This window comes from Embleya sp. NPDC020630, from assembly GCF_044334985.1.
GTDB lineage: Bacteria > Actinomycetota > Actinomycetes > Streptomycetales > Streptomycetaceae > Embleya.
Window position 1 is genome coordinate 63211 of the sequence record NZ_JBIRUB010000022.1, and the last position, 17275, is coordinate 80485.

Annotated in this window: 12 protein-coding genes; 7 read left to right on the forward strand and 5 right to left on the reverse strand. The window is 71.5% G+C overall.

What is annotated here, in order from left to right; genetic code table 11:
* Positions 1 to 155: 155 nt before the first annotated feature.
* Complete coding sequence (locus ACH4XV_RS40865) at positions 156 to 1526, reverse strand: TadA family conjugal transfer-associated ATPase (RefSeq protein WP_395798408.1); 1371 nt, start codon at positions 1524 to 1526, stop codon at positions 156 to 158.
* On the reverse strand, positions 1523 to 2614 hold the full coding sequence (ssd, locus tag ACH4XV_RS40870) for a septum site-determining protein Ssd (protein WP_395798410.1): 1092 nt from the start codon (positions 2612 to 2614) through the stop codon (positions 1523 to 1525). Before ssd ends, ACH4XV_RS40865 begins: the two co-directional genes overlap by 4 nt.
* 638 nt (positions 2615 to 3252) lie before the next feature.
* Between ssd and ACH4XV_RS40875 the strand changes: the two genes are divergently transcribed.
* Positions 3253 to 4059 carry an HAD family hydrolase gene (locus tag ACH4XV_RS40875; RefSeq protein ID WP_395798412.1) on the forward strand — a complete coding sequence of 269 codons (807 nt, stop codon included), beginning with the start codon at positions 3253 to 3255 and terminating at the stop codon, positions 4057 to 4059.
* Between the two features lie 452 nt (positions 4060 to 4511).
* Here the strand turns inward: ACH4XV_RS40875 and ACH4XV_RS40880 are convergent, their stop codons facing one another.
* Positions 4512 to 5318: an oxidoreductase gene (locus ACH4XV_RS40880; protein WP_395798414.1), complete on the reverse strand. Its 807-nt coding sequence runs from the start codon at positions 5316 to 5318 to the stop codon at positions 4512 to 4514.
* A gap of 188 nt (positions 5319 to 5506) precedes the next feature.
* Between ACH4XV_RS40880 and ACH4XV_RS40885 the strand changes: the two genes are divergently transcribed.
* Entirely contained in the window at positions 5507 to 6487 is a 981-nt protein-coding gene (locus ACH4XV_RS40885; protein WP_395798416.1) for an ATP-binding protein, read from the forward strand.
* Positions 6488 to 6636: 149 nt separating this feature from the next.
* Here the strand turns inward: ACH4XV_RS40885 and acs are convergent, their stop codons facing one another.
* A complete protein-coding gene (acs, locus tag ACH4XV_RS40890) occupies positions 6637 to 8622 on the reverse strand; it encodes an acetate--CoA ligase (RefSeq protein ID WP_395798418.1) in 1986 nt (661 codons plus the stop codon).
* A gap of 146 nt (positions 8623 to 8768) precedes the next feature.
* A complete protein-coding gene (locus ACH4XV_RS40895; protein ID WP_395798420.1) occupies positions 8769 to 11117 on the reverse strand; it encodes a SulP family inorganic anion transporter in 2349 nt (782 codons plus the stop codon).
* A 259-nt stretch (positions 11118 to 11376) separates the two neighbouring features.
* Between ACH4XV_RS40895 and ACH4XV_RS40900 the strand changes: the two genes are divergently transcribed.
* The 5 genes from ACH4XV_RS40900 (at position 11377) to ACH4XV_RS40920 (ending at position 17109) form a co-directional block, all read left to right on the forward strand.
* Positions 11377 to 12429 (forward strand): sulfite exporter TauE/SafE family protein, encoded by a 1053-nt coding sequence (locus tag ACH4XV_RS40900; RefSeq protein WP_395798422.1) that lies wholly within the window; start codon positions 11377 to 11379, stop codon positions 12427 to 12429.
* A gap of 207 nt (positions 12430 to 12636) precedes the next feature.
* Positions 12637 to 13971 carry a hypothetical protein gene (locus ACH4XV_RS40905; RefSeq protein WP_395798424.1) on the forward strand — a complete coding sequence of 445 codons (1335 nt, stop codon included), beginning with the start codon at positions 12637 to 12639 and terminating at the stop codon, positions 13969 to 13971.
* Positions 13972 to 14258: 287 nt separating this feature from the next.
* Positions 14259 to 15575 carry a Na+/H+ antiporter NhaA gene (gene nhaA, locus ACH4XV_RS40910; RefSeq protein ID WP_395798426.1) on the forward strand — a complete coding sequence of 439 codons (1317 nt, stop codon included), beginning with the start codon at positions 14259 to 14261 and terminating at the stop codon, positions 15573 to 15575.
* 117 nt (positions 15576 to 15692) lie between these two features.
* Positions 15693 to 16112, forward strand: coding sequence for a phage holin family protein (locus ACH4XV_RS40915; RefSeq protein ID WP_395798428.1), 420 nt, complete (start codon positions 15693 to 15695; stop codon positions 16110 to 16112).
* A 76-nt stretch (positions 16113 to 16188) separates the two neighbouring features.
* Positions 16189 to 17109, forward strand: a complete 921-nt coding sequence (locus tag ACH4XV_RS40920) for an alpha/beta fold hydrolase (RefSeq protein WP_395798430.1) — start codon at positions 16189 to 16191, stop codon at positions 17107 to 17109.
* Positions 17110 to 17275 lie beyond the last annotated feature (166 nt).

The following is a 17275-nucleotide window of genomic DNA, read 5'->3' on the forward strand; positions in this document are numbered from 1 at the left end:
CCCCAGCCGGTCCGGCGTTTGAGGACGTCCACCACAGGCGCCCGGAAACCACCGCCCAAACCGGCCAACGCAACCCAACCCAGCCCGTCCGGCGCTTGAGGACACCCGAGTCGGGCCGACCCGCCGCCCCAGGCCGCCGCCCACCGCGGCCGTCGTCACCCGCGCCACCACCCGGCCAGCAGTGCGGCCAATCTGCCGTGGCCCGGTCCCGGGCGGCAGCCACCGGCGCGTTCGAAGCTCACCGCCGGGACCGGTCGCACCCAGCCCGCCGTGTCCCGTTCCAGGACATGGACCTCGGCCGCCCGCCGCAACCCATCGCGCTCGCGCACCACATGCACGACCAGATCGAGCGCCGCCGCCACCTGGCTGTGCACCGCACCCCGACCGAGCCCGGCCAACGCCCCCAACGCCTCCAACCGCGCAGGCACATCGGCCGCCGAGTTCGCATGCACCGTGCCGCAGCCGCCCTCGTGCCCGGTGTTCAGGGCCGCGAGCAACTCCACCACCTCGGCCCCCCGCACCTCGCCGACCACGAGCCGGTCCGGCCTCATCCGCAGGGCCTGGCGGACCAGATCGCGCAGGGTCACCTCGCCCGCGCCCTCGACGTTGGCCGGCCGCGACTCCAGCCGCACCACATGCGGGTGACGCGGCGTCAGTTCGGCCGAGTCCTCGGCGAGCAGCAGCCGTTCGGCCGGATGCGCACACCCGAGGAGTGCCCCGAGCAGCGTGGTCTTGCCCGAACCGGTACCGCCCGAGACCAGGAACGCGGCCCGTGCCGAGACCACCGCACACAGCAGTTCGGCCGCGGCCGGCGACAACGAGCCGGCCCGCACCAGGTCGGCCACCCCGAGCGAGGTACGCCGAGGAACCCGCAACGACAGGCACGTACCCCGCACCGCCACCGGCCGCAACACCGCGTGCAGCCGCACACCGTCGGCGAGCGTGGCGTCCACATACGGCGAGGCGTCGTCCAACCGCCGCCCGACCCCGCTCGCCAACCGCTGGGCCAACCGCCGCACCGCCGCGTCGTCGGCGAAGGTCACCGCCGTGCGCTGCGGGCCCGCGCCCCGATCGATCCACACCTCGTCGGGCGCGTTGACCAGCACATCAGTCACCTCGGGGTCGCGCAGCAGCACGTCCAACGGCCCGGCCCCGGCGATCTCCGACCGCAGCGCCCGAACCAGCTCCGGCAGCGCCGCCTCGCCGAGCACCCGCCCCTCGGCCCGCAGCGCCGCGGCCACCGCCGCGGGCGTCGGCTCGTGCCCACCGGCGGCCAACCGCGCCCGCACCGCCTCGACCAACTCCGGATCCGGCGCCGGAGCAACCACCGGACCGGCCGCCGCGACCGGCACCGCGACGGGTCGCGGCGGCGGCGCGGAGAAGACTCCGGTACCCCCGACCGGCGGCGCCGGCACCGGCCACGGCGGCGGCTGCGGCACCCGGCCCGACCGCCCGCCCCGCGGCGGCAGCGGCGGCGCGCCCGGCGGCGGAAACGGCGGCATCGGCGGCACCTCGCGCGCGCTCACGCCGCCTCCCGCGCCACGCCGGCCGGATTGCCCGCGAGGTAGTCGCGACAGAACCGGGCCAACGGCCCCCGCGTGCGCAACCCCGGCGGATCACCCCGCTCGGTGGCCGCCGCCAATCCCGCCTCCGGCCGCAACTCCCCCGCGAGCGGCAGCCCCAGGCCCCGCGCGACCGCCTCGGAGGTCAGCCCCGACGAACTCGGCTGCCGCACCACCGCCCGCAGATCACGCACCATCGGCCCCACCCGGCCCGCCACCTGCGCCGCCGCGGCCAGCGCCCGCACCTCGGCCGGCACCACCAACAGCCCCGTGTCGCACAACCGCAGGGCCTCCGCCGCCCCCGGGTCGGTATGCCGGGGCACGTCGAGCACCGCCACGTCGTGCCGTCTGCGCACCGCCCGCACCACCGAGCGAACCGTCTCCGGCGGGATCGCGGGCGGCCTGTCCCGGTCCCAGGACAACACGGTCAACCCGTGCAGCTGCGGCAGCGCATCGGAGAGCGCACCCCCGTCGATCCGCCCGCGCGCGCTCGCCAGATCGGACCAGCGCAGCCCGCTCTCGTCCTCGCCGCCGAGCAGCACGTCGAGGCCGCCGCCCAGCGGGTCCACGTCCACCAGAGCGGTGGCCAGTCCGGTCCGCACCGCCGCCACCCCGAGCGCACAGGCCAGCGTGCTGGCCCCGCTGCCGCCGCACCCACCCAGCACCGCGATGGTGTGCGCGTCGGGCCCGGTGCCCTCGGCCACATCGCCCAATCGATCCACGATCCAGTGCTCGGCGTCGGGCAGGAACACCACGTGGTCCGCGCCGACGTCCACCGCCCGCCGCCACACGTCGCCGTCGTCCAGGTCGTCGCCGATCAGCACCACGTCCTCGCGGCGCGGCAGCCCGCATCGGGCCAACCCCGGCGTCACGTCGTCGCCGACGATCACCAACGGCGCCCCCGGCCACGCGGCCCGCGCCGCGCCCGCGTCCGGTTGCACCTCCGGCTCGATCCCGGCCACCGCGCACAGCCGCAGGAGTTCGTCGAGCAGGGCCGGATCGCCGGTCACCAGGAGCGGACGAGCCGGCCGAGGTGGGGAAAGCGCTGCCACGGAACCTCCAGGGGTCGGGGAGGTCCGGCCGAACCGGCCCTCCCGGGAACTGACCCCAACCGTCGCGGCGATCGCGCGCTCCGCCGAGCGGGTGGTTCCCACCTGTGGACAAGCCCGCGACTGTGGATTACGGATTCACTCGCGTGAGGGACACCCGAGCCATTCCGACGCCACCCCCGGCCCCACCCCCGACCACAAGGCCCGCCCCCCGACGGACCCCCGCGCCCACCCACCCCCACCCACCCCACGGCACGACCCAGGCCCCGGCCCCGCCGACCCCGACTCCGAAATCCCCACCCGATTCCCCACAACGACCCGCAACGCCAAACAACCGCCGACAATCACGAGGGAACCGACCCGCATCAGGGATCCACATCAGGGATCCGCCCCGGCGACCACCCGAAGAAAACCCCGCGCCCATCCACATCGGGACGCAAAAAAGCCCCCCGGACAAGCGACGACCCCCGCCGGGGGGGAGAGCGGGGGTCGTCTCCGCGGCCGACTCGGGGGGGGAGGAGTCGGACCGGGTTAGCACGGTCGCGAACGATCCGTGACTTCCAGGATGTACCCGAGGGGGTTCTCTAGCAAACCCACGACGCGGAGTTTACGCCGAATGGCTGCCCTTATCCTCGTGAACTGTGGAAACCCAGGCGCCGAAGCGGACAGCAGCCTTCTTCGACCTCGACAAGACCATCATCGCCAGGTCCAGTGCGCTGGCGTTCAGCAGATCCTTCTACCACGGCGGACTCATCAATCGCCGCTCCGTCCTCAAGAGCGCCTACGCCCAGTTCGTCTTCCTCGTCGGCGGCGCGGATCACGACCAGATGGAGCGCATGCGCGAATACCTGTCCGCGCTGTGCCGCGGCTGGGACGTGCAGCAGGTGCGCGAGATCGTCGCGGAGACCCTGCACGACATGATCGACCCGATCATCTACGACGAGGCCGCGTCGCTGATCGAGGAGCACCACGCGGCCGGCCGCGACGTGGTCATCGTCAGCTCCTCCGGGGCCGAAGTGGTCGAGCCCATCGGCGACATGCTCGGCGCGGACCGCGTGGTGGCCACCCGGATGGTGGTCGAGGACGGCCACTACTCCGGCGAGATCGACTTCTACGCGTACGGGCCCAACAAGGCCGCGGCGGTCAAGGAGTTGGCCCGCACCGAGGGCTACGACCTCACCTCCTGCTACGCGTACAGCGATTCGATCACCGACCTGCCGATGCTCCTGGAGGTCGGCCACCCGTACGCGGTCAACCCGGATCGCGGCCTGCGTCGCGAGGCGACCGCCCGCGGGTGGCCCGTCCTGGTCTTCAGCCGGCCCGTGGCGCTGCGCCAGCGGGTGCCCAGCCTCTCGGTACCCTCGCGCCCCGTGCTCGCCGCGACCGCGATCGGCGCGGGCGCCACCGCGGCCGGCTTCGTCTGGTACCTCGCCAGGAAGCGCCGCTGACCGGAAGGCGGGGCCGCCCCGGCGCCCGACGATCATCGACAGCGGAGCAAATCCGACAAAGGCCGAAAGTAAAGATCTTGGGTCAGGGGTTCCCCTCCTCTCGGCAACGCACTAGAAAAGGGACCAACGGCCCGTACGGCCCCCGCTCACCCGGGTGGCCGGGACGGATCGAGCACGACCGCCGGGAACCCACGTGCGACCGACCCTCGTAGGGGCCGAACGCGTCGGACAACCTGCATGTTCTTCCCCCCGTGGATGCGCATGCCGGGGCCGATCGTCATAACGGGTACACGCCTGATACCTCGGCGGGAGTGACAAAGCGGCGGCGTCCTCCCGGACGCCGCCGTCTCGTACGTCCGAACCCGAAACACCCCGCAGCGAACCGCGCCGAGCCGCGCCGGGCCACCCGAGCCGCCCCGAGCCGCCCCCGGCCGAAGCACCCCCGCCGGCCGTCAGATCCCGCGCATCACCGCTTCGCACACCGCGACGCTCTCGCGCGCACCCAGCGTCATCGCCTCCGCGCAGTGCCGGATCCAGGTCGCCACACCCTCGGCGGTACCGCTCTCGTACGCCCGCAGCGCCTCGGCATAGCCGTCGACGCCCAGTTCCAGGTGGCCGACCTCCGGCACCGCCGCGCCCTTCGGGTCCAGGCCCCGGGTGATCAGCACGATCCGCTGCGCGGCGCGGGCGATCAGCCCGTTGCCCCAGCCGAACGGGGCCAGGCTCAGGATCTCCCCGTGGGTGACCGCGGCGACCACGACGGCGGGCGCGGCGGACGGCGCGAGCAGCAGTCGGGACAACCCGTCGAGGCGGGCCGCCACCTCGTCCGCCGGGAGTTGCCCGGCCGAGGACTCGTCGTCCCGGCGCGGCCGGCCCAGCGCCTCGGCGGGCACTGCGTCGGCCGCGGCGACCACGTGCAGCCGGGCCAGCACCTGGAGCGGGCTGTGCCCCCAGGTGCCGAGGAGCGTGCCGATCTCGGCGGACAGCCGCAACGCGCCCGCGACCACCGCACCGCCGTCGTCGCGCGAGGACGAGTAGTCGGTCCGCCGGCGAATCTCCTCCAGCGACCAGTCGACGCCCTCCAGGGCGGCACTGGCCCGCGCGCCACGAAGCGCGGATTCGGCGCTGATGTCCATGCTGCGGCGGCGCATCGTGCGGTGGCCGAGCAGCCGGTCCACCGCCGTGCGGGTGTCCTCGACGGACTCCGGCACGCCGGGCAGGAGCGCGAGGGCGGCGAGGGGATCGGTTGCGGTGCTCACCCGAGCGACCCTACGCCGGGCCGGGAATGGCCCGCGACACGGGCCCGCGCCGAGCCCGGCCGCGCCCGCCCGGGGTCGACGGCCCCTCGGCCGACACTGCGACTACTTTCCGACTTGACGTGATCACGGTCCGCAACGGATGATCCTATCGAAAACGATTGTCAAACTCATATATCAAGGGAGAGGCCGTGAAAATCGCCTTCGTCGGCAAGGGCGGCAGCGGCAAGACCACGCTCTCGTCGTTGTTCATCCGGCATCTGGTGGCCGCCGGCCGTCCGGTGGTCGCCGTGGACGCGGACATCAACCAGCACCTCGGCGCCGCGCTCGGCCTCGACGAGCAGGCCGCTGCGGCGATGCCCGCGATGGGCGCCCGCCTGCCCACGATCAAGGACTGGTTGCGCGGCGACAACCCGCGGATCGGCTCGACCGAGCAGATGGTCAAGACCACCCCGCCGGGCCGGGGTTCGCGGCTGATCCGACTCACCGAGGACAACCCGATCCACGCGGCGTGCGCGCGCGAGGTGCCCGGACTGCCCGGACTGCGGCTGATGGCGACGGGGCCGTTCGCCGAGTCCGATCTCGGCGTCGCGTGCTACCACTCGAAGGTCGGCGCGGTGGAGCTGTACCTCAACCACCTCGTCGACGGCGCGGGCGAGTATCTGGTGGTCGACATGACCGCCGGCTCGGACTCGTTCGCCTCCGGGTTGTTCACCCGGTTCGACCTGACCTTCCTGGTCGCCGAGCCGACCCGCAAGGGCGTCGGCGTCTACCGGCAATACCGCGACTACGCCCGCGACTGGGGCGTCGCGCTCGCGGTGGTCGGCAACAAGGTCCAGGGCCCCGACGACGTCGAGTTCCTGCGCGAGCACGTCGGCGACGACCTGCTCACCTGGACCGTGCAGTCCGACTACGTACGGGCCCTGGAGAAGGGCCACTCCCCCGACTTCGACAGCCTGGAACCGGCCAACCGGGCCGCGCTGGACGAGCTGGTGCACGCCGCCGACGCCGGTTTCGAACGCCGCGACTGGGCGCGCTACACGGCGCAGATGGTCGAGTTCCACCTGCGCAACGCACGCGGCTGGGCCAACGCGAAGACCGGCGTCGACCTGGCCGAGCAGGTCGACTCGGGATTCGTGCTCGGCCCGCAGGCAATGTCCGCACCGGTCTGAAGCACCGACCCGAAACGCCCGGCCCGAACGCCCCGTCCGAGGCGCGACCCGAAGCCCCGACCCGCAGTCCCGGCCCGCAGCCCCGATCCCGACGACGCGGGGCGGCCCGCCCACCAGTGACGGACCGCCCCGCACCCACTCCGTCCCGCTCAGTCCTCCGTCGGGGCCGACGGCAGCTGCGACGAGATCAGGTCCATCACCGACGAGTCGGTGAGCGTGGTGACGTCGCCGAGCGTGCGGTTCTCCGCCACGTCGCGCAGCAGGCGGCGCATGATCTTGCCGGAGCGGGTCTTGGGCAGCTCCGCCACCGGCAGGATCCGCTTGGGCTTGGCGATCGGGCCGAGCACCTTGCCGACGTGCTCGCGCAGTTCGGCGACCAGTTCGGCCGACTCCGAGGCGCTGCCGCGCAGGATCACGAACGCCACGATCGCCTGGCCGGTGGTCGCGTCGGTCGCGCCGACCACCGCCGACTCGGCGACCTTGGGGTGCGACACCAGGGCCGACTCGACCTCGGTGGTGGAGATGTTGTGGCCCGACACGAGCATCACGTCGTCGACCCGGCCGAGCAGCCAGATGTCGCCGTCGTCGTCCTTCTTCGCACCGTCGCCGGCGAAGTACAGGTCCTCGAAGCGCGACCAGTAGGTGTCCTTGAACCGCTGGTCGTCGCCCCAGATGGTGCGCAGCATCGACGGCCACGGCCGGTCCAGGACCAGGTAGCCGCCACCGCCGTTGCCGACCTCGGTCGCGGTGTCGTCGACGACCTTGGCCGAGATGCCCGGCAGCGCGCGCTGCGCGGAGCCCGGCTTGGTGGAGGTGACGCCCGGCAGCGGGCTGATCATGATCGCGCCGGTCTCGGTCTGCCACCAGGTGTCCACGATCGGGGTCTTCCCGGCGCCGATGTGCTCGCGGTACCAGATCCACGCCTCGGGGTTGATCGGCTCGCCGACGCTGCCCAGGATGCGCAGCGAGGACAGGTCGAACTTGGCGGGGATGTCGTCGCCCCACTTCATGCAGGTGCGGATCGCGGTGGGCGCGGTGTACAGGATGGTGACCCCGTATTTCGCCACGATCTCCCACCAGCGGCCCTGGTGCGGGGTGTCGGGCGTGCCCTCGTACATGACCTGGGTGGCGCCGTTGGAGAGCGGGCCGTAGGTGATGTAGGAGTGCCCGGTGACCCAGCCGATGTCGGCGGTGCACCAGTACACGTCGGTCTCGGGCTTGAGGTCGAAGACCGCGTGGTGGGTGTAGCTCGCCTGGGTCAGGTAGCCGCCGGAGGTGTGCAGGATGCCCTTGGGCTTACCGGTGGTGCCCGACGTGTACAGGATGAACAGCGGGTGCTCGGCGTCGAACGGCTGCGGCTCGTGCTCCTCCGACTGCGCGTCGACCAGGTCGTGCCACCAGATGTCGCGGCCCTCGGTCCACGCGACGTCGCCGCCGGTGCGCCGCACGACCAGCACGTTGCGCACGTCCGGGCAGGACGTCAGCGCCTCGTCGATGGCGGGCTTGAGCGCCGACGGCTTGCCACGCCGGTAGCCGCCGTCGGCGGTGATCACGATCCGCGCGTCGTTGTCGGTGACACGTGACGAGACCGCGTCCGCGGAGAAGCCGCCGAAGACCACCGAGTGCGGGGCGCCGATGCGCGCGCACGCGAGCATCGAGATCACCACCTCCGGGATCATCGGCAGGTAGATCGCCACCCGGTCGCCGGCCTCGACGCCCAGCGAGGTCAGCGCGTTGGCCGCCTTGGAGACCTCGCGCTTGAGGTCGGCGTAGGTGAGCGTGCGGGTGTCGCCCGGCTCGCCCTCGAAGTGGATCGCGACCCGGTCCCCGTGGCCCGCCTCGACGTGCCGGTCGACGCAGTTGTAGGCCACGTTCAGCTTGCCGTCGGCGAACCACTTCGCGAACGGGGGCGTCGACCAGTCCAGTGTCTCCTGCGGCTCGACCGCCCAGTCGAGCCGCCGGGCCTGCTCGGCCCAGAAGCCGAGCCGATCGGCTTCCGCCCGTTCGTACGCGTCGGCCTTGACGTTGGCGTCGGCCGCGAGCGCGGGCGGAGGTGCGAAGCGGCGCTCCTCGCGCAGCAGGTTCGACAGTGCCTCGCCGGCCTTGTCTCCCGTGTTCCGGTCTGCGTTGCTCACGCGTACTCCTCCGTGCGGCTGCGGTCTCTTCTCTGCCGTAGCTCATCAGGGACCGGCCCGAGCCGGCAAGAGGAGCACGAAGATTGGTTTAGACCACTCCGATGCACAGCGTGCATCGTGGCCGACCGCGCGAGCATGCGGGCCGGCTATCCGGGGTTGAGCGCCGGAAAAGTGTGATCTTCGGCGCTCGTCGGGACGGCCTGCGGGAGCGCCCCGGACTCGGCCCGTTCCGCGTCCACCGGACCGAAGTCGCCGCGCACCGCGTCGTAGAGGTACATCTGCGCGGACGCGAGGTCGAAGTAGAGCCCGAACAACCGCAGTCGGCCCGCCGCCACCGCCTGCGCGACCACCGTGTGGTCGCGCAGGTTGTCCAGTTGCTGGACCACGTTGGTCAGGCACAACTGCTCCACCGGCGGCACGGTATGACCGGTCACGGTCGGCGCGGGCTCGGCGGTGAAGCGGGCCAGCGACGCGTCGCCGTGGCGCAGCCAGCGGTCCAGGTGCGGCGTGGCACCGGGACGCGATCCGGCGTCGGGCACCGTGCCGACCTTGTCGAGCAGCGCCTTCATCGCCCCGCACCCGGAGTGCCCGCACACGGTGATGCTGCGCACACCGAGCACCGACACCGCGTACTCGATGGCCGCGCCCACCGACGCGTCGCCCGTGCCCGGCTCGGCCCGGGCGGTGTCGCCGGACGGAACCAGGTTGCCGACGTTGCGCACGGTGAACAGGTCGCCGGGACCGCTCGCGGTGATCAGGTTCGGCACGATCCGCGAGTCGGCGCAGGTGATGAACAGTTGCGCGGGTTTTTGCCCCTCCAGCGCGAGGCGTTCCAGGAACGGCTGGACCAGGGGCGCGGTGCGCTGCCGGAACTCGCGGGCACCGGCCACCAGGGCCTGGGACGCGGTGCCGTCCTCGCGCGGACACGCGCGCTGCCAGTGCCACCACGGCGCGAACCAGCGCGGCGACGGGGTCAGTCGGGACCGCCGGGGCCCCGGGGTGCCGCCCGCGGCCCGCTCGTAACAACCGTCGTGGATCTCCTCGATGTCCACCCGGCCCCCGCGCGCGAGGTAGCCGGCGCGCCACGAGTGCACGGCCTCGAACGCGGCCTGGTCGAGGTAGTCCACCGTCATGTCCACCACCACGTGCTCCCCGGGGGGCAACTTGGCGAGCACGCGCGACAGTCGCGGCACCGACAGGAAAGTGAGCGAGCCGTGCACCTCCACGTGCAGCACCCCGTCGCCGGGGTGGACCCGCACGGTGCTGCGGCTGAGCCGGTACAGCGCGGTGCACACCGCGACCACCACGCCGAGCAGCACACCCTGGAGCACCCCGGCCAGGATCACCCCCGCGATCGTCGCGGCGTACGCCGGGAATTCACGGTGGCGGTGTACGTGCCGGATGTGCGCGAGGCTGACCATCTGGAGGCCGACCGCCATCACCAGGGCGGCCAGCACCGCGAGCGGGATGCGCTCGACGAGCGCGCCGAGCAGGGCCACGAACACCATCACCCACACCCCGTGCAGGATCGTCGCGGCCCGGGTGACCGCACCGGCCCGCACGTTGGTCACCGAGCGGATCGCCACGCCGGTGACGGGGTAGCCGCCGATCGCACCGGAGACCACGTTGCCCACGCCCTGGCCGATCAGTTCGCGATCGAGTCGGGCGCGCGGCCCGTCGTGCAGCCGGTCGACCGCCGCGGCCGAGAGCAGCGACTCCATCCCGGAGACCAGCGCCACGCTGACCACGCCGACCACGATCGCGCCCCACGCACCCGACGGGGGCAGCACCGGGGTGGTGAACACGACCGAGGACAGGTCCACCCGGGCCACGTCCAGGTGCAGCACGCTCGCACACGCGGTGGCCAGCGAGACCGCGACCAGCGGCGCCGGCACCCGGCGGAGCGCCGCCCCGCGACCGGGCAGTCGGCCGAGCAGCGGCCAACCGAGCAGCAGGGCCAGGGTGATCATCCCGACGGCGACCGCGGGGGTGTGCAGGTCGGCGATCTGACGGGGCAGTTCGCGCAGGTTCTCCCAGGCCGACCGTTGCGGCGCGCCGCCCAGGACCACGTGCAGCTGGGCCAGCGCGATCACCACGCCGATGCCGGCCACGACGCCGTGTACGACGGCCGGCGACAGGGCGAGGGTGGCCCGGGCCACCCTGGCCACGCCGAGCAGGATCTGCAGCAGGCCGGCGCCGACGGTGACCAGGCAGGTCACCCGCCAACCGTAGTTCTGTACGAGACCGGCCACGATCACCGTCAGGCCCGCGGTGGGGCCGCTCACCTGGAGCGGCGCGCCGCCGAGCAGGCCGACCACGATGCCGCCGACCACGGCCGAGATGATGCCGGCGCCGAGCGGGGCGCCGGCCGCGAGCGCGATGCCGAGGGAGAGCGGCACGGCGACCAGGAAAACCACCAGCGAGGCGCGGAGATCGGCCCGCACGGACGCGGCCCTGGAAACCGGCGCGGGCGTGGTGACAGGGGCAACGGGCATGTCCGTGTCCTCCGGGGTCAGTCATGTCAGTCATGTCATGGCGGGCATGGCTGCCGCAGGGGTGGCGGCGCGCGGGTCGAAAGAAGAGTATTCGGGCCGGATAGGCCAACTTAACTCTAAGTGTTTACCTCGTCACAGTAAGGCTATCCTTTTCGGAACGTAAAATGTGCACCCATATGGGTGAAACAGATGTTTCACACCGAGCATCTTCCACACTGTGTGTGATGGCCCGTAATCTCCCCGGAGTGGGGGTGGTGCCGTGCAGGTGCTCACGCTGTTCGCGACCGGGCTCGGCGCGGGGTTCGCCGCGGGCGGCGCGTCCTGTGCGGCGGTTCAGGGCGGCCTTCTGGTCGGCGCGGTTCGCCCGTGCGGGGCGACCTCGGCCACCGGGCCCACCGATCGCGCCGATCGCGCCGATCGCGCCGGACCCGCCGAGGCCGCCCAGACCGCCGACTGCGCCGCCTCCCCCATGCGCCGCCCGCTCCCCCGCGCGCTGGCCGCCTTCCTGGGCGCGAAGCTGGTCGCCCACGCCGTCCTGGGCGCACTGCTCGGCCTGCTCGGCGGCGCGATCCAACCGGCGCCGAGCACCCGGGCGGTCCTGATGCTCCTCGCCGCCGCGCTGATGGTGCTGTTCGGCTTGGCCATGCTCGGCGTGCCCGGCGTGGGTCGGCTGTTGCCGCGCGGCTCGGCCCGCGGCGCCGGGCGCGGCCCGCTGCTCCTGGGCGCGGCCACGGTGTTCGTCCCGTGCGGGGTGACGCTGGGCGCCGAACTGGTCGCCGTCACCTCGCAAAACGCGCTCGGCGGCGCCGCGATCCTGACCGGTTTCGTCCTCGGCACCATCCCGCTGTTCACCGTCCTGGGTCTGCTGGTCGGCGCGTCGGGGCGCGTGCTGCGTGGGCGACTGACCACCGCCCTGGGCGTGTTGGTGCTCGTGGTGGCCGCGTGGACGGTCGGCTCCGGACTGCGTCTGGCCGGCTGGTGGACCCCGGCGGCCCGCGGCACGGTCGACCACGCGGCGGCGAGCACGGGGGCCGACGGCGTACAGCGGGTCACCGTCCGGGTGGCGAACGAGGGTTACCACCCGGCCCGCGCGCTGGCCCGGGCCGGCGTACCCACCATCCTGGTGTTGCGCACCGACCACACCACCGGCTGCACCCGGGGCTTCGTGCTGCCCGCGCGCGACCGGCAGCAGGTCCTGCCGGTGACCGGCGAGACCACGATCGACCTGGGCGTACCGCGCCCCGGGACGGTCGACTGGACCTGTGCGATGGGCATGTACGGCGGGCGGATCGAGTTCCGCGCCGACCCGTGACCGGAGGGTGACGCCGGATCGCTTCCGGGGCCCGACGCCCCGTACGGTGATGTGTCCGCGCTCACGCGCCCCGGACGATCCGATGGATCCCGGCCCGGGTACGCGGGGAAGCGGACCGGGGACGCACGCAACCGGGTGACCCCGGCGTGCGTATGTATCGATAGGGAATACAGCCCGGTCCGGCATGTCCATGGGAAGAGGTGAACTGTGCGAACTGTCCGCGGCGCTGCGGTGCTCGTCGTTGTCGCAGTCCTGGCCGCTATCGGTTTCGTGGTTTTCGCAAAGGACGGGAAAGATTCCGGCAACTCCTCTGCAAAGAACCCTGGCAGCGGAAATCCGAGCGATCCGGGCAAGGAATCGGACAAACCGAGGGGTCCGGTCAAACCGATCGGTGACGGCTCGACCGCCGACACCGGTCCCCAGCCGAACCAGCCCAAGGTCGAGAAGCTCAAGCCGGGGGAGAAACCGCCGCAGTTCGTCGTGTTCTCGTGGGATGGCGCGGCCGAGGACGGCAACAAGCTGGTTTCGCAATTCCTGAAGGTGTCCGAGGCGAACAAGGCACAGATGACGTACTTCCTGAGCGGTATCTACATGCTCCCGAAGACGAAGAAGGCCATGTACACCGGGCCGAAGCACACCGCGGGCCAGTCGGACATCAACTTCATGTCCGACGAAACCGTGCGCAACACGATCATCCAGATGCGCGAGGTCTGGCTCAAGGGCAACGAAGTCGGTACGCACTTCAACGGCCACTTCTGCAACAGCGCCACGAGTGGCAAGAGTTGGAGCCCGACCGACTGGAAGAACGAAACCGAGCAGGCGGTGAAATTCGTCCAGAACTGGAAGACCAACACCGGCTATGCCGACCTTCCGCCGCTGCCGTTCGACTACGCACCGGGCAAGGAGCTCATCGGTGGCCGCGCGCCGTGCCTGGAGGGCCAGACGAACCTGATGCGGGCGGGCAAGGAGATGGGATTCCGCTACGACGCGAGTTCGGCCGGCGGTCTTCAGGTGTGGCCCAAGCGCGGCAAGGAGACGGGAATCTGGGACTTCCCGCTGCAGTCGCTGCCGTGGCCGGGTGACCCGAACAAGTCGCAGCTCTCCATGGACTACAACATCATGTACGAGCAGGAGCAGCGGCACGGTAAATACGACCCGTCCAAGAAGGACGCGTGGGAGAAAGAGGCCCACGAGTTCTACATGAACGGATTCCAGCGCGCCTATACCACCAACCGCGCTCCCCTGTTCATCGGGAATCACTTCGAGGACTGGAGCGGCGGCATCTACATGAACGCCGTCCGGGACACGGTGACCTCGGTCTGCACCAAGGCCGACGTGCGCTGCGTGACGTTCCGTCAGCTGACCGACTGGCTCGAGGGACAGGACCCCGCGGTGATCGCCAAGCTCCAGGGGCTGGGTGTGGGCCAGACCCCGGCGGACTGGAACTCGATCGTCACCGCCGCGCAGGGCCCGAACAAGCCCGCCGCGAACCGGGCGCTGTCCGTCGAGGAGAACGCGCTGCCGACGCGCCGACAGGACTGACCGACCCGCGACACGCTGCTCCACGAGGGCCCCGTACCGAGCGCAACCTCGGTACGGGGCCCTCGTGTTGCCGTCCACGGCGGGTCATGATGCGCGCCGTGGGCCGGATCGGTTCGGCGGAATCGAAAATCTTGTCGATACACTGATGGGGACCGGGTCCGGGTCGGACCGCTCCCGCGTCGTGGGTCTCCCCCGACGGGAGACATGCCGGGAAGTCTGGTCGGCGCTGTTTTGTCGTTTTCGCAGGGCGGTATACGCCCGCGAGCCGCAGCCGACCTGGAGGTCCCGTGGGTGCCGAGTCCGCACCACGCAACAAGTTCTTTCGGCGTCCGTCCACGCTGGCCGAGCGGAATTTCATCGCCGACGCGCTCCGCACCGAAACGGTCGGCGGCGCGCTGTTGCTGATCGCGGCGGTGGTCGCGGTGGTCTGGGCGAACACCGGGTGGAGCGACGCCTACCAGGACCTGCGCGACTTCCGGTTCGGCCCCTCCGCGCTGCATCTCGACCTGTCGCTGAGCACCTGGGCCGCCGACGGACTGCTCGCGATCTTCTTCTTCGTGGCCGGCATCGAACTCAAGCGCGAGTTGGTGGTCGGCGACCTGCGCAATCCGGCCCAGGCGATCCTGCCGGTGGTCGCCGCCGGATGCGGGATGCTCACCCCCGCGCTGTTCTACTTCGCGGTCAACGCCGGCGGCGGCTCGCCGGACGGCTGGGCCATCCCCACCGCGACCGACATCGCCTTCGCGCTGGCCGTACTCGCGGTGATCGGCACCAGCCTGCCGTCCGCGCTGCGCTCGTTCCTGCTCACCCTGGCCGTGGTGGACGACCTGGGCGCGATCCTGATCATCGCGATCTTCTTCACCGATTCGGTGAACTTCCTCGCCCTGGCCGGAGCGTTCGCACTGCTCGTGGTCTTCTGGCTGCTCCAGCGCCGGCGGGTGCGCGGCTGGTGGTTCTACGTACCGCTCGCGGTGGTGATCTGGGCGCTGATGCACGAGAGCGGGGTGCACGCGACGGTCGCCGGCGTGGCGATGGGCCTGCTGATGCGGGTGGTTCCGGACCGGGACGAGCGCACCTCGCCGGCCGAGCACGTCGAGCACCTGGTCCGGCCGGTCTCCGCCGGTCTGGCGGTGCCGATCTTCGCGCTGCTGTCCGCGGGCGTCGCGGTTTCCGGACCGGTGCTCGGCGACGTGTTCACCCACCGGCCCACGCTCGGCGTCCTGCTCGGCCTGATCGCGGGCAAGGTGGTCGGCATCTTCGTCGGCACCTGGCTCGTCGCCCGGTTCACCCGGGCCCAACTCAGCGACGACCTGGCCTGGCCCGACGTGTTCGGCATGTCCATGCTGGCCGGCATCGGCTTCACCGTGTCGCTGCTGATCAGCGAACTCGCCTTCACCGACGACCCGATGCTGACCGAACAGGCGAAGGCCGCGGTCCTGGTCGGCTCGGTGCTCTCCGCCGTGGCGGCCACGGTCGTACTGCGGATACGGAACAACACCTACGCCCGGCTGTGCGCCGAGGAGAACCGCGACGACGACGGCGACGGTATCCCCGACGTGTATCAAACGGACGCCGACGGGCTGCGCCGGGACAAGCTCGCGTAGTCCGGATTGCTTCGTTTCCCATCCGAAACACTCGTACGACGTGCCCCGGTGGATACGCATCACCGCAGCAGGGCATGATCGGGGTTCGGCTTATCCATACCGGTACGAGGAGTGACCATGGCAGGCACCGACAGGTCCCCGGCCCAGGACGTGCCCGTCGACGCGCAACGATCCCTCGGCGAGCTGTTCTCGTCCGCCAGCAAGGACATGTCCACCCTGGTCCGCAGCGAGATCGCGCTCGCCAAGAGCGAGGTCAAGGTCAGCGTGGTCAACGTCGCGAAGGGCGGCGGCGCGTTCGGCGCGGCGGCATTCGTCGGTGTGTTCGCGTTCGTCTTCCTGAGCTTCGCGGTCGTGTACGGAATCCACGCCCTGGGTCTGGGTGTGGCGTGGAGCTTCCTGATCGTCGGCGGCTTCTACCTGCTGCTCGCGGGCGGGCTCGGGTACTACGGGATCGTGTCGTTCAAGAAGGTGCGACCGCCGGAGCGCACGATCACCACCACCCAGGACACGATCAACACGCTCAAGAACGTCGGCTGACCGCGCGGCGCGCCCGGGCCGGGGAAAGCGGGCGCGGAAACGGGAGTGCGATCGCGAGTGTGCAACCCTGCTCGGCATGACGGTTCCCGAGAGCACCGTGGTCAACGTGGCCGGGCCCTGGACACACCGCGACATCGCCGCCAACGGCGCGCGGTTCCACATCGCCGAGACGGGCGAGGGACCGGTCGTGCTGCTGCTGCACGGATTCCCGCAGTTCTGGTGGACCTGGCGGCATCAGATGCAGGCGTTGGCCCGGGCCGGCTATCGCGCGGTCGCGATGGACCTGCGCGGCTACGGCGGCAGCGACCGCACCCCGCGCGGCTACGACCCGATCACCCTGGCCCTGGACGTGACCGGGGTGATCCGCTCGCTCGGCGAGCCGGACGCGATCGTGGTCGGCCACGACCTGGGCGCCTATCTGGGGTGGACCGCCGCGGTGTTGCGGCCCAAGGTGGTCCGCCGACTGGTCGCGGTGTCGATGCCGCACCCCCGGCAACTGCGCGGCGCGCTGCTGACGGACCGTCATCAGATGGCGGCGAGTTCGCACATCTTCGGCTTCCAGCGGCCGTGGGTGCCCGAGCGGCAACTGATCCGCGACGACGCGGCGATGGTGGGCGACATGCTGCGCGCGTGGTCGGCGCCGGGCCGGCCGGTGGACGAGTCGTTCACCCGCTATCGCCAGGCGATGCTGGTGCCGGGCACCGCGCACTGCGCGGCCGAGCACTACCGGTGGCTGATCCGCTCCATCCCGCGCCCGGACGGCATCCAGTACTCGACCCGGATGAAGGCCCCCGTCGAGGTGCCCACGCTGCATCTGCACGGCGCCCTCGACCCGGTGATCCTGCCGCGCACCGCGGCCGGTTCCGGGCGCTACGTGGAGGCGCCGTACCGCTGGCGACTGCTGGACGGCGTCGGGCACTTCCCGCACGAGGAACAGCCCGCGATGTTCACCGAGGAACTGCTGGGCTGGTTGAAGGATCCGGAACCCGAGCGTTGAAGTTCCGACAGCGCTTTCGGGCCTTCATTGTGTGATCTCGATGGGCATATCCGACACTTCCGTACAGATCACCCCGGGTGGGCTCGGGAATCGTTTCCGGCCCGGCGGGCGGCGCGATTACGCCGTCGGTGGCCCGGGTAGGCGCCCCTGTATGAGCCGGACGTAC

What these genes read in the sequence shown, in the direction of transcription:
- ACH4XV_RS40895 (WP_395798420.1), bottom strand. Translation starts at nt 11,117, where the DNA reads ATGCCCGTTGCCCCTGTCACCACGCCCGCGCCGGTTTCCAGGGCCGCG.
- ACH4XV_RS40915 (WP_395798428.1), top strand. Translation starts at nt 15,693, where the DNA reads ATGGCAGGCACCGACAGGTCCCCGGCCCAGGACGTGCCCGTCGACGCG.
- ACH4XV_RS40920 (WP_395798430.1), top strand. Translation starts at nt 16,189, where the DNA reads ATGACGGTTCCCGAGAGCACCGTGGTCAACGTGGCCGGGCCCTGGACA.